Genomic DNA, 13,425 nt, shown 5'->3' with positions numbered 1-13,425 from the left:
AGGAAAGTTGATAGACGAAAGAGATAGGATTATAATAGAAATGCTCACCAAAGATGCAAGAACACCATTTACCGAGATTGCAAAAGTCCTTGGGATTAGCGAGACTGCTGTGAGAAAAAGGGTTAAGGCTTTGGAAGAAGCCGGAATAATAAAAGGCTACACAGTTAAAGTTGATCCTGCTAAGCTGGGATACAACTTGGTCAGCATAACTGGAGTAGATACACGCCCCGAAAAGATATTTGAGGTTGCACACAAGCTCAAAGAATTTGACTTCATCAAAGAGCTCTACTTAACCAGCGGAGACCACATGATAATGGCAGAAATATGGGCAAAGGATGGCGAGGACTTAGCAGACATAATTTCAAACAAAATAGGTAAAATCGAGGGTGTTATAAAAGTCTGTCCTGCGATTATTTTAGAGAAGCTGAAGTAAAGCTTTTAAATACACTCTTCTTTATTTATTGTTGAGCGGTGGTAGTCTAGCCTGGTCTAGGACACCGGCCTCCCAAGCCGGTGACCCGGGTTCAAATCCCGGCCACCGCACCATTCTAATATTATAATAATTTCTGGAATTTCTTCACCCAAAAACACCCATCTCGCAACGCTGTTAAAGAATTTTCTCTCGTGTGAGAGCCTCTATTTTTAATGGAGTTTGCGGAGATTCCTCCATAGTTTTGCACCAAATTCTGTATTATTCATAAACTATATTATGAGCACTGGATCACCTTCTTTGCGGGCTGGAAATCTATCTTTTAGGGTGGGGGGAGAGTCTGCAATCCAATTTTTGCAATATTTATGGAGGCATTATAATCTCTATCGGTCCCAAAACCACATTTTGGGCATTTAAACACTCTTTCGTCTTTGAAGTTTTTAACGTAATGACCACAGTTCGAGCATGTTTTTGAAGTACCTCTTGGGCTTACAAAGATAACTGGGACACCGTACAGCTTTGCTTTGTAAGTTATTTTTGATATTAGATCGGCATAACTCCAGCGGTGCAAAATCTTCCTTAGTGGTTTTGATCTCTTTTGCCTCTTTAAACCCTTCAGCTTTTCCAAAACAATCATCCTATTTAACTGTCTTGCCTTTAAAACAAGCTCTTTAGCAATTTTATGGTTTAAATCATTAACAAACCTTCTATCTTTGTGGTTTGTCTTAGCATAAATGCCAAACTTTTTCATAAGCCTCTGTTGCCTTCTTGTAGTTAGCTTTTCTAAGTGTTCCTTGTGTTTTATCAACGTGTCTCCTTGGACTCTCATGACTTCTCTTCCTTTCTCATCGCTTGCCACCAACAAGTTATAGTATCCCAAATCCACGCCAATCGTTCCAACAGGTTTTATTGGCTCTTTCTCTGGAACATTGATTGAGATAAATGCGTACCAGTCCCTACCAATGCGCTTTATGATAACTCTACCGTGCTTGTATTGAAGATACTTTTTATACTTCTTTGGAACGTATAGAGGTAAGTAAACCCTTTTACCCATAAGTGGAACAACTAGTCCATTGTTTTCTACCTTAACATCAACACCTTTAAAGTAAATAACATCAGAGTGAAACTCCGGAAATTCTCCCCCGTTCTTGAGCCAAGAGCGGTAAATCTCAATTGCCAAGTTCATAGCATCTTGAACCACATTACTGTGTAGTTGTGAATATTTCTCTCTAATTTTCTTGTAAGCGAAAGTGTGGAGATTGCCCCTATTAGGTTTTTCTCCGAGTTGAGCAATTGCGCTAAGCCAATCGTTTACACAGTTTCTAAAAGCATCAATAGATTGTTCTAACATCCACTCCTTGTTCCTCGTTAGCTGTCTTATTTTCATCTTTAGCGTGAGTTTCATCTCACGCACCTGTTGTATTCTTGCATAAGGTTTTTAAATACTTTTTGCTTATGTTGTTGTGAGGGTGCCTCTGACCGTGCCCGATGACACCAACCTGCCCAATGAACCCGTCGCGAGACGGTAGAGGGTGTTCCCTGTGGGAACCCTCGCCGTTCACGGCGAGGAGGAGGTCAGTCTCTGCTGTAAACCCACTTCAACAGCGGTGGGGTTATTATGGTCGTCACAAACACCATAAAGATTGCAACTGTTAATGCATCGGCACCAATTACACCGCTCGCCATTGCTATTGCCAACATAGCCAGCTCAACACCTAATCTTGGAATCATGCCAACTCCGATTCTTAAAGAAGCCTTCAGGTCAAAGCCGCCTAAATACGCACCGAGGCCACATCCAAGGATTTTGCTAAGAATAGCTGCAACCGCATAAATTACAGCAAAAAATCCAGCGTGAATTATATAGCTCAGCTCAATTCTCATACCAACCTCTACAAAGAATAAAGGTATGAACAAGGAGTATCCTAGGGTATTAATTGGATTTTCCACTTGTTTTCTATAATTGGTCTGTCCAATCGTGAGGCCAACCATATACGCTCCGAGGATAGAGGCCAAATTCAAATGCTCAGCTAAATAAGCGAAGAGTATCAAGAAAACGATTGCAAAAGTTGTCGTGGCCTCTGGCAAGTCTATGCGAGAAATCTTTCTAAAAGCTTTTTCTGCCAGCACAGGCCCCAAATATAAGAAAACTGCAAGAAATCCAGCAACTTCAATGAGAATCTCAACGATTGCACTATAATGAATGCTACCTTCTCTCAATAGGGAGATAATAATGGTTAAAATTAGTATGCCCAAAACGTCATCAACGACAGCGGCAGCTAAAATTGTGGTTCCTTCTTTTGTTCTCAGTCTTCTCAGCTCCATTAAGACTCTAACCGTTATGCTAACGCTAGTAGGGGTCATTATTGCACCGTATAAAAGAGCTTCATGAAACTCAACAAAGGGAAGAGCCACAAGAAATCCAAATAGGAATGCAATAGCCACCCCTATTCCCGCAACAAACATGCTTGGCTTGCCAACTCTTTTGAATTCACTCAAATCGCTTTCAATACCAGCCAAAAACAGCAGGAGAAGTACACCGAGGTTTGCAAATTCACGAATTATTTCATTGCTCTCAGCAAAGATTCCAATTATAAGGCCCCCAAGAATCTGGCCAAGTACAACAGGCTGGCCAAGCTTTTCAAATATCCAGCCGAGAAGTTTTGCAGCAGCAAGCATTAGTGCTATCATCAATAGCGTTTCCATTTTAATCCCTCGCAAATGTCCATTTGAGAAGAGGCGGCGTTATTATTGTTGTTATGATTACCATAGTTACTGGGATCGAGAAAATTCCTTGGTCAAAAACACCTTCCGTTAAAGCAACGTTGGCCATAATCAAAGCAACTTCCATCCTTGGTATCATGCCAACACCAACACGGAGAGCTTCTTTGGGCTTGAACTTAGCCAGTAATGCTCCAGCTCCACATCCCACAATCTTACCAAAAATACCCACTAAAGAATAAACAAGGGCAAAAGTTCCCGCATGGAGGAGTATTCTGATGTCACTCTTTATGCCTATGCTGACCAAAAACACAGGAACAAAGAGGGAATACGCTATTGTCATTGTCTTAGTTGTTATTCTCCTAGCTTCATCTGTTTGAGCTATTATCAGACCGGCCAAGTAAGCTCCAGTAATGCCAGCTATTTGGAACTTCTCAGCTATATATGCAAATATCAAAGTTATAGAGAGGGCAAAAGCGGTAACAGTTTCTGGCAATTCGATTTTTGAAGATAATTTCAGGGCTTCTTTTATAGCACGGGTTCCAATGAGAATGCTGATAACAAAGAAAAACGCTACTTCTCCAAGGAGGATAAGCAAATCATCAATGTAAACATGGCCTTTTGTATTCAGCGCGACTAGAATCGTGAGAACAATAATGCCGAGAACGTCATCAACAACGGCAGCAGCCAATATAGTTGTTCCCTCTTTCCCTCTAAGCTTTTTCATCTCCATTAAAATGCTCGCCGTTAGTCCAACACTTGTAGCAGTTAAAACCCCGCCAAGAAAGAGGGCTTGAACTTTTGAATACCCAAAGAACAGCGCAGAGGCATAGCCAAAGAGGAAAGGCACAGCGACGCCACCAATGGCAACGAGAAAAGCCGGAACACCAACACGCTTAAATTCCTCAACATCTGTTTCAAGACCTGCAAGAAAGAGGAGCAGAACAATGCCGAGCTCACTTATCAAGTGTACATCCTCAGAATAGCTCACAAAATGGAGAATAGAAGGGCCGATAATGATTCCTCCAACGAGCTGACCCAGTGCTGCGGGCATCCTTATCCTAGTCGCTAAATATCCAAAGATCTTTGCGGCTATCAGTATCGTCGCAAGTTCAAGGAATACATCCAATTTTATCCTCCCCAACTAAAGCGATACTATTCTAATGAGCCTTATAATATCCTTCACTTCTAAGATTCCATGAACATGTTTTTCATCATCAACAACTGGGAGATGATGCTTTCCAGTCTCAATCATCAATTTTATTGCATGACCCAAGTTGTCGCTAATATGGATTGTTATGGGCTTTGTAATCATTATGTCCTCAACGCGCGATGCTCTGTTGATTGTGTACTTCTTCAAAAGTCCTAGACCAACAATAGAGTATCTCCTTGGTGGGCTGAAGAAATGAAGCAAGTCCTTCATTGTAATGAATCCCAGAAGCTTGCCCTCATCGTCAACAACAACTGCAGAAGTTTCCTCTCCCCTAAGGTTCTCAATTAGGGTTATGAGGGAATCTTCGGGATGAACTTTTAGAAATTCCCTATCCATGACAAGTTTCACAGGAACTTTCGATATATAGCGAATGTTATGACTTAACTCTTGCTTTCTCTGCATCTGGATGTGTTTTCTCTTTCCAACCACAATACACATCTTCTTTTCCTTCAGCTTGTCAGCTCTCTCCACCCATGCCACCATATTATTTTATACAAACTCGTGTTTAAACCTTTCTCTAATAGAGCACAAATTTTATAAGTATGCACATGGCAAACCTTGGTAAGGGATATATGGTTTCTTTTGAGGAAAAATTTGACGTTGTCATTATAGGGGCAGGCCCAGCAGGTCTTTTTGCCGCTTATGAGCTTGCAGAGAAGAGCAATTTTAAGATAGCAGTAATAGACGAGGGAGGTGACATTGACCAGAGAGTATGCCCAATGTATGAGCTCGGCTACTGTGTTGGATGCAAACCGTGCCACATAATGAGCGGCGTTGGAGGGGCCGGAGGCTTAAGCGACGGAACAATAAACCTAAGACCAGACATCGGCGGCGATTTAACTGAACTCACCCACGATGAAAACTACTCTTGGCAGCTTGTCTGGGAGGTTGACCAAATTTTTCTAAAACATGGAGCACCAAGAAGGCTTTACAAAGGAAACGAGGAACAAATACGAGAATGGGAGAGGAGAGCTGCTCAGGCAGGAGTGAAGTTCATTCCAATAATTCAGAGACACATTGGTTCAGACCATACGAAGGAAGTGATAAAATCAATCAAGGAATACCTTGAAAGCAAAGGAGTGAAGTTCATCCTCTGGACAAAAGTTGAAGAATTTAGGCAAGGTGAAGTCATAGCGAGAAGAGGGAATAGAATCTTCACAATTAAAGCCAGATACATAATTGTTGCTCCCGGAAGAGGAGGGGCTGACTGGTTCCACGAGGTAGCCCAAAAAATTGGACTAAAAGCCAGACACGGTCCAATAGATGTGGGAGTTAGAGTTGAAGTTCCCGCTATAGTGATGGAGCCCATAACGAGCATAAACCATGACCCGAAGTTCCACATTTACACGGACACATACGACGACTTCGTTAGAACATTCTGCACAAATCCCTACGGTTTCGTTGTTGAAGAGCGTTATGATGGCTATGTCGGTGTAAACGGACACTCCATGAGGGATAAAAAGAGTAACAACACGAACTTTGCTTTTCTGAGCAGAATAGAGCTTACAGAGCCAGTTGAGGATACCACAGCCTATGGAAAGAGCATTGCCCAGCTGGCAACGACGATTGGGGGAGGAAAGCCAATTCTACAGCGTTTAGGAGACTTAAGGAGAGGGAGAAGAAGCACGTGGGCAAGGATAAGGAAGAGCAATGTTGAGCCAACATTAAAACATGTCACACCCGGAGATATAGCCATGGCTCTACCTCACAGAGTCGTTACAAACATAATAGAGGGTCTTGAAAAGCTAGATAAAGTAATTCCAGGAGTTGCAAGCGACCATACTCTGCTTTACGCTCCAGAAATCAAATACTATGCAATGAGAGCTGAAGTAAATGAGGACTTAGAGACAAGCATAGAAAACATATTCGCTGCTGGTGATGGTGCAGGCCTTTCAAGGGATATAGTGAATGCAGCTGCAACAGGACTTTTAGCCGCGAGGGGAATACTAAAGAAGGAAGGATTATATACTACTAAAGATTTCAAGAAACCAGGCAACTGGAAAAAGAGAATTGAAAGTTTAGAGAGCTAAATATAAATAACTAGAGTACAGGCTAAACTTTTTCATTTTTGTTCAATTTATTCCTTAGTTTTTGAACAAACACTCATTTTTTGCATAGATTCCAACTAACTAATCAAAGTTAGAAGGAATAAAATTTATATAGGCCAGATGGTACCCTTCACTCTTGAACACTAATATACACCATAGCTTGAATATGGACGGTGGTACACAATGAGAAACAAGAGTAGAATTATTTTGGTACTATTGTTGATAGGCTTGATGTTTGGAGTTGCCATGGCTGCTCCAACAGCTCCAAAGAAAGTAACAGTCAGTTACACTCCAAAGCTCTACGGTAAAGCAAAGCCAACTCTCTACGCAAAGCTCCAGTCACTTCCCGATGACGCAGATATAAGCACCATAGTGATGCTTAAGGACTACTCTTACATGCCAAAGGCAAAAGAAGTTCTCGAAAAGTTCGGCAAAATCAAATATGAGTATCGCATAATTCCAGCTTTTGCTGTTGAAATGAAAGTTAAAGATGTTAAAAAGCTTGCAACTCCAAGCAAGCTTGACAAGATTCTTGCATATCTCGGATTGGCTCCTAAAATTGAAGGTTTAGCGTTTATTGAAGATGACTTTAAAGTCAAGATTGCACTTGATTACTCAACCACCCAAGTTCTTGCTACGACAATGTGGCAACTTGGCTATGATGGAAGCGGCATAACTGTTGCTGTTATTGATACTGGTATTGACGCAAGCCATCCAGACCTTCAAGGCAAAGTTATTGGATGGTACGATGTTGTTAACGGAAAGACAACTCCATATGATGATAATGGACACGGAACACACGTTGCTAGCATAATAGCTGGAACTGGTGCTGCATCAAATGGAAAATACAAAGGCGTTGCCCCAGGAGCAAAGCTCGTTGGTGTTAAGGTTTTAGCCGCTGATGGAAGTGGTTCAATCTCAGATATAATAGCTGGTGTTGATTGGGTCGTTCAAAACAAGGATACCTATGGAATAAGGGTTATCAACCTCAGTTTAGGTTCATCACAGAGTTCCGATGGTACGGACTCACTTTCACAAGCAGTTAACAACGCTTGGGATGCTGGACTTGTTGTATGTGTTGCTGCTGGAAACAGCGGGCCAGATACATACACAATTGGCTCACCAGCAGCAGCTTCAAAGGTCATAACTGTGGGTGCCGTTGACGACAATGATGTGATTGCAGACTTCTCATCAAGAGGTCCAACAGCAGATGGAAGATTAAAGCCAGAGGTAGTTGCCCCAGGTGTAAACATAATAGCAGCAAGGGCTGCTGGAACCAGCATGGGGACTCCAATTGATGACTACTACACCTCAGCCTCAGGTACTTCAATGGCAACACCACACGTTGCTGGAATTGCTGCTCTGTTATTGCAGGCCCATCCAAGCTGGACCCCAGACCAAGTTAAGAAGGCATTAGTAGAAACTGCAGACATCGTTGCCCCAACTGAGATTGCAGACATAGCTTATGGTGCTGGTAGAGTAAATGCCTACAAAGCCTACCTCTATGGGGACAGTAACTATGAGACCATCCTCACTTTCACGGGATATGTTGCTGACAAAGGTTCACAAACACACACCGTCGACGTCGGAAGCGGGGCTGAAAGAATAATCGCATACCTAACATGGGACACATCATCAAGCGATATTGACCTCTACCTATACGACCCCAACGGAAATCAAGTTGACTACTCATACACAGCCTATTATGGATTTGAAAAAGTCGGTTACACAAGCCCAGCGGCAGGAACATGGACAATAAAAGTACAGAGCTACAGCGGAGCCGCAAACTACAATTTGGAGGTCATAGTCGAGGGGGCTTCAGCAGATTCCGGAACAACACCAACTGAACCTACACCAACCGAGCCAACCGTTGACGAGCAGACTTTCACAGGATATGTGCATGATATCTATGACAGATATGATACATTCACTGTTACAGTAAACAGCGGTGCTACACTCATAACAGGAGATCTTTCAGCCTCATCATCACATGACCTTGATCTTTACCTCTATGATCCCAACGGAAACATTGTTGACAGATCAACCAGCTACACAAGCACAGAGCATGTTGAATACAGCAATCCGATCCCAGGAGATTGGACATTCCTTGTCTATGCATACAACACAGTAGGCTGGGCATATTACGAGCTCTTGACCAGAGTCTACTACGGCTGATTCCAAATCTTTTTATTTCTCTTTACCTCCTTTCTTTGGAGGGTGCAGAATGAAAAAAATAGCATTTATTTTTATTCTTTTAATAATATCAACGAATCTCACTCTCGCAATCGAGGTCCCTAATGTCTGGGAGCCAACGACACTTGAAACATCTTTTGCAGTGATTGGTTTGTATGAGTATGGGGATTATCCAAGAGCACTTGAAGGATGTGAGTGGCTCAATAAAATCAAAACACCTGAATTTGCATGGGGTTCTAATTCTCATTCCCCCCCAGAAGCAAAGTACACTGCTCCAGCTTTAATGGCTCTTCTGAGGTGTGAGAGCTTAGCTAACGGGAGGTACTCTGAAACTATAAATTCTGCTGCATATTGGCTGATTTATATTCAAAAAGATGATGGCTCTTTTGGAGATATTATCGATACCTCCTTAGCTGTCCTTGCCCTAAAGGAGTATTCAAAAACCAAAGTCGCCGAAATTGATGTTGGTGAAGCTATTACACGCGGAGAATTTTGGCTTGAAAATGTCAAATCACAAAATGAGCTTGAAAAATTGTTAAAGTTCCTTGCTTTAGGAGAAGAAGTGGCTGTAAACAGTGTACAAATTAAGGGGGAAAACAAGGCCTTCAAGTATTTCGCTCTTTCCTATCTTGGAGAAAAAGCTGACGTGAAAGAGGATTTTAACTCAACTTTAGGGATAGCTTTAGCACTCTATGCATCAAAAAGCGAAAAATACCATCAAAAACTGCTTGAGAGACAACATTTCGGTTTCTGGGGAGTTAAGAGATTCAACACAGTAGAAATTCTTGATGCTTCAAAAGTTAAGGGGTTTGAAGATTTAAAAAACGTAGGATGTCAGTATATAGACATGATAAAACCCAAAAATGACATGGAAAAGGTAATCTTTGCAAGGTACTTTTTGATGTGCAACAAAAAGCCAGATTTAAACGTCAATTTAACAAAAATTCTCCCTTGGATGGTTGCTGAAATCATGATGATAAAAGCAGAGGAAGGAGAAGATTATTCAAAAGAGCTCAATTTCCTACTTTCAGCCCAAAAAGATGGAATCTGGAAAGAATTTTACAACACTGCCTATGTAATCTGGGCAATGAAGAAGCTCAACGTAGATTTTGACTACAACAAAAGTCTTGAATATTTAAGAGACAACTTGAGAGCTGGATATCCAACGTATTATTATGCTCAAGCTCTGAAAACGTTTTATGCCTTCAACATGACAGAAGAAGTTCAAAAAACCCTCAAAATACTCTCAGAATACCAGAACCCAAACGGAGGGTTCGGATATTCCAACGGAAACCCAAGCGGTATTAGAAGCACAGCCTTAGTCCTTCAAGCTCTTCAAGATATTAGAATAGAAAACGAGATGTATAAAAAGGGTTGGAGATTTCTAAGAGTAATCCTCTACCTTGACATTCCAGAAATCAAAAAGGAAGGGGATGAGCTGGTTTTAAACAATTCAACAATTCTAATGATAAAGGATTCAAAATTTACCGGAATTAGCTTAAACAAAGTTAATCTCGATAATCTCGACGGTGTTCTCGTGCTATACAAACCCAAAGTATTGATTTCTGTAAAAGCTATAGAAAATAAGGGATTTTCACCCATGAGCATCAGAAAGCTACCATATATCTACATTGGTGCAGGAATACTTGCTTTAATCATAACCCTAATTTTCCTCAAGAAGAGGTAGCAACAAGCTTTTAAACTGCTCTCCTCTCCTTCTTTTAGGTGAGAATATGAGATGCAAATTCTGTGAGAAAAAAGCCTATATTAAGCTACACTACCCAAAAATGTATCTCTGCAGGGAGCACTTCATAGAGTATTTTGAGAGAAAGGTTAAGAGAACCATCGAGAAGTACAAGCTCTTGAGAAAGGATGAGAGAATTTTGGTAGTTGTAAGCGGAGGCAAAGATTCAGCTGTTGTTTCTTACGTGCTCAAAAAACTCGGCTATGATATTGAGTGCCTCCATATCAATCTCGGGATTGGAGAATATTCAGCTAAAAGTGAGGAATATGCCAAAAAGCAGCGCGAGATGATAAACGCCCCTCTCCATATAGTTAGAGTTAAAGAACTATTAGGAGCTGGAATTGGTGAGCTCAAAACTTCCCGCCCCACGTGCTCCTACTGTGGAATAACCAAAAGGTACATCTTCAACAAATTTGCTTATGATAATGGCTTTGATGTTATCGTTACAGGACACAACTTAGATGACGAGGCATCGTTCATTTTCAGCAACATGATGAACTGGAATACCCAGTATTTGGCCAAGCAAGGCCCTTTATTACCCGGGGAAGGCAAATTTGTGAAGAAAGTTAAGCCCCTTTATGAGGTTACAGAGAGGGAAGTTGTTGCATATGCCTTAGCAGTTGGCATAGAGTACATGATTGAAGAATGCCCACATGCGAGAGGAGCAACCACTTTGGGCTATAAAGAAGTTCTGAACCAAATGGAAGAAAAAAGACCAGGGACAAAAATAAACTTCGTGAAAGGCTACCTAAGGAAAAGATACCTCTTTGAGCAGGAAATTGAAGAAGTAGAACTCAAGGAGTGCAAAGTATGTGGAATGCCAGCTTTAGGTGAGAAGTGCTCCTTCTGTAAGGTTTGGCGTCTTGAAAAGCCAATAGACTTTAAAATAAAGCCTCAGATAGGAGGGCCCTCATCATAAGGTCAGGGCCCGAAAGACAGCCATCATCGGCAATTTATCCTCGGTTTTAAAATTTAAAAATTTTAAAAATCAGAGCTCCTTAAACCTAATCTCAAATTCAAGCTCCTTCTCTATTGGGAACAGCAGGGTATAGCTTACTCCTTGCTGAATGAAGTCCCAGCCACTCTCTGACTGTGAGAGCGTCTTAATTGGGAACTTCCAGACTCTAACTCTTCTGTCTAGACTTATCTCAACTTTTCCAATGCTATATGTGTCGTTCACAAGTATTCTATCGGCTTCAAACTCTTCTGGACTCTCCATGACGCTGTGAACAGCTAAATTTATTTCAACTCCGAAGAGAGCTTTGTAAGGTTCACCAAGTGAAACCTTGTATTTTGCAAGGAAGCCGTCATTTGCAAGCTCAATTCTTTTCTCAACTTTTGCTGGAACTTTTTTCTCAGCATAAATTCCCCCATTGCGCCAAAGCTTTACTCCGCTGTCATAAAGCTCAAATTCATAGGGCTGGTTAACAAAATCCCCTAATTCGTGATATTTGACCAGGCGGTAAGTGTCAAGGGTCTCTGTGGTTGGTATGAAGTGATCTTGCAAAATAGCCCTAAGCTGCCAATCATAAGCCAATTCTCGCTTAATCTTCTCGGGAATTTCCTTACCAAGTTCATGAATGCTCGCAACGCCCTCTTCATTCTCCTCTTCTTCTGGAGTTGCCGCTTCGGAAACTTCGTGATAGTGCTCCCATCTCCTTGCTAAAACATCGTTATAGTTAACTGCTTTTTTCTTTGAGCTCAGCTCAAAAATTGAACCACCATAGTGTGGCTTAATAGTTGCGATGAAGCTGTCATTTTCAAGCATAATTTCATTTCTCCCATCAAAATCAACATCAAAAACTTTATTTCCAATTGAAACGAAACTCTGTGCTCTTATTATGTTCTCCCAAACTGCTCTCCTCAAGTGAGGCAGATAGATTCCGCCAAAGACGCCGTGCCAGTAAGCATCGTTGCACTGAGCCTTGAGTATGTATTTTCTTGCCTCTGGGATGTTTCTAACTAGTTTACTGACGTAGAGCATTCTCTTGTGCATGAAATTGCCCTCTGGATACTTGTAGAAGAAGTTCTTCCAGATGCCACCTCTAACGAATACTCTATACTTTTCAAACTCCCCCCTTTCTTTCAGCGTTTCAACGAACTCAACGAAGAGCTTTGCCTGCTTTGCTGGAAGTGACCACTCGCTCATCTCGAAGTAAGAAGCTATTGGCAGATAAACCAATCCTCTCGGAGTAAACTTTGATAGATACTCGGAATAGAGCATGAGGTTTATTTTTTCGTTACTTGTAATGGCATCAAAGAACTTCCTAAGCCAGCCTCTTTGATAAACCCACTCATAAGTCCCGGGCCAAACTCCAAATTTTTCACCATCGTCATGAAAGACAGCGACCTTTGAAGGGTCACTATCAGCTAAGCTTTCCAAGTACTCGATTGTTTTCTCAACGGGACGGAAGGGAATTAAATATCTGAGCTTTTCGTCAATCGGGAACACCGCTATAACTTCCCCGTCATCTTCTGTATAGTACGGCCAGTAAAGCTCTTCCTTGCTGAGTCCAGCACTCATAAAGTGATAGTCATCAACAATCACATAGTCAATTCCGCTTTCCCTGAGGGTTTTTACCAATTCTGGCTGCCAAACTCTTTCTGTAAGCCATACACCCTTTGCATCATAGCCAAGCTTTTTGGCAAATTCTTTGAGGAGTTTTATCTGCTCAATTCTATCCTCCTTTGGTATTGCTGCCAAAACTGGCTCATAAAATCCTGCAACGACTATTTCAAGCTGACCTCTCTTCACAAGCTTTCTCAAAAGATCAATGTATTCTGGATGGTTTTCATTTATCCATTCGAGTAAAGGACCACTGAAATGAACAGCAACCTTCATTGAGGGAAACTCTTCAAGAATTTCCATAAATGGTCTGTACGATTTGTTGTAGGCATCTTCAAAAACCCATCCAAAGTTTCCAAGGGGCTGATGATTGTGAATGCCAAAGATGAAGTTTATCATCGCTGCACCTCCATTGTTATTATCACTAACAGTGATATTCAAAAAGGTATATAAATATTTTATGCTCATATATCAACAAGGGTGAACACTTATCACCCGGGGTGAATCAAGATG

Annotated in this window: 10 protein-coding genes and 1 tRNA gene; 6 read left to right on the top strand and 5 right to left on the bottom strand. The window is 41.5% G+C overall.

Translation table 11 applies throughout. The features are described 5' to 3' along the window. Positions 1–7 precede the first annotated feature (7 nt). Positions 8–433 carry an HTH-type transcriptional regulator LrpA gene (gene lrpA / locus E3E24_RS02400; RefSeq protein ID WP_167886468.1) on the top strand — a complete coding sequence of 142 codons (426 nt, stop codon included), beginning with the start codon at positions 8–10 and terminating at the stop codon, positions 431–433. A 35-nt stretch (positions 434–468) separates the two neighbouring features. Then, positions 469–546 (top strand) — tRNA-Gly (locus E3E24_RS02395). Positions 547–752: 206 nt separating this feature from the next. Here E3E24_RS02395 and E3E24_RS02390 read toward each other — a convergent pair. The 4 genes from E3E24_RS02390 to E3E24_RS02375 form a co-directional block, all read right to left on the bottom strand. Beyond that, positions 753–1,835 (bottom strand): RNA-guided endonuclease TnpB family protein, encoded by a 1,083-nt coding sequence (locus E3E24_RS02390; RefSeq protein WP_167886524.1) that lies wholly within the window; start codon positions 1,833–1,835, stop codon positions 753–755. A 170-nt stretch (positions 1,836–2,005) separates the two neighbouring features. Beyond that, complete coding sequence (locus E3E24_RS02385; RefSeq protein ID WP_167886467.1) at positions 2,006–3,133, bottom strand: cation:proton antiporter; 1,128 nt, start codon at positions 3,131–3,133, stop codon at positions 2,006–2,008. 1 nt (position 3,134) lies between these two features. Next, a complete protein-coding gene (locus E3E24_RS02380; protein WP_167886523.1) occupies positions 3,135–4,277 on the bottom strand; it encodes a cation:proton antiporter in 1,143 nt (380 codons plus the stop codon). A gap of 15 nt (positions 4,278–4,292) precedes the next feature. Continuing rightward, positions 4,293–4,799 carry an HPP family protein gene (locus E3E24_RS02375; RefSeq protein WP_240912183.1) on the bottom strand — a complete coding sequence of 169 codons (507 nt, stop codon included), beginning with the start codon at positions 4,797–4,799 and terminating at the stop codon, positions 4,293–4,295. 104 nt (positions 4,800–4,903) lie between these two features. On the opposite strand from E3E24_RS02375, the gene E3E24_RS02370 reads away from it, so the two are divergent. The 4 genes from E3E24_RS02370 (at position 4,904) to E3E24_RS02355 (ending at position 11,265) form a co-directional block, all read left to right on the top strand. Then, positions 4,904–6,391, top strand: a complete 1,488-nt coding sequence (locus E3E24_RS02370; protein ID WP_206205298.1) for an NAD(P)/FAD-dependent oxidoreductase — start codon at positions 4,904–4,906, stop codon at positions 6,389–6,391. 201 nt (positions 6,392–6,592) lie between these two features. Then, on the top strand, positions 6,593–8,584 hold the full coding sequence (locus E3E24_RS02365) for a S8 family serine peptidase (RefSeq protein ID WP_167915593.1): 1,992 nt from the start codon (positions 6,593–6,595) through the stop codon (positions 8,582–8,584). Positions 8,585–8,633: 49 nt separating this feature from the next. Then, the gene (locus tag E3E24_RS02360; RefSeq protein WP_167915592.1) at positions 8,634–10,289 is read left to right on the top strand and encodes a hypothetical protein; all 1,656 of its coding nucleotides are present in this window, start codon (positions 8,634–8,636) and stop codon (positions 10,287–10,289) included. 46 nt (positions 10,290–10,335) lie between these two features. Next, positions 10,336–11,265 (top strand): TIGR00269 family protein, encoded by a 930-nt coding sequence (locus tag E3E24_RS02355; RefSeq protein WP_167915591.1) that lies wholly within the window; start codon positions 10,336–10,338, stop codon positions 11,263–11,265. Between the two features lie 69 nt (positions 11,266–11,334). Here E3E24_RS02355 and jtg read toward each other — a convergent pair whose 3' ends face one another. Further along, the gene (gene jtg, locus E3E24_RS02350; protein ID WP_167915590.1) at positions 11,335–13,311 is read right to left on the bottom strand and encodes a 4-alpha-glucanotransferase; all 1,977 of its coding nucleotides are present in this window, start codon (positions 13,309–13,311) and stop codon (positions 11,335–11,337) included. Positions 13,312–13,425: the final 114 nt, after the last annotated feature.

It is taken from the genome of Thermococcus sp. LS2 (genome assembly GCF_012027375.1).
Classification (GTDB): domain Archaea; phylum Methanobacteriota_B; class Thermococci; order Thermococcales; family Thermococcaceae; genus Thermococcus_B.
The sequence above is the reverse complement of the archived record's forward strand: the minus strand, read 5'-3'. Positions and strand labels throughout refer to the sequence as shown.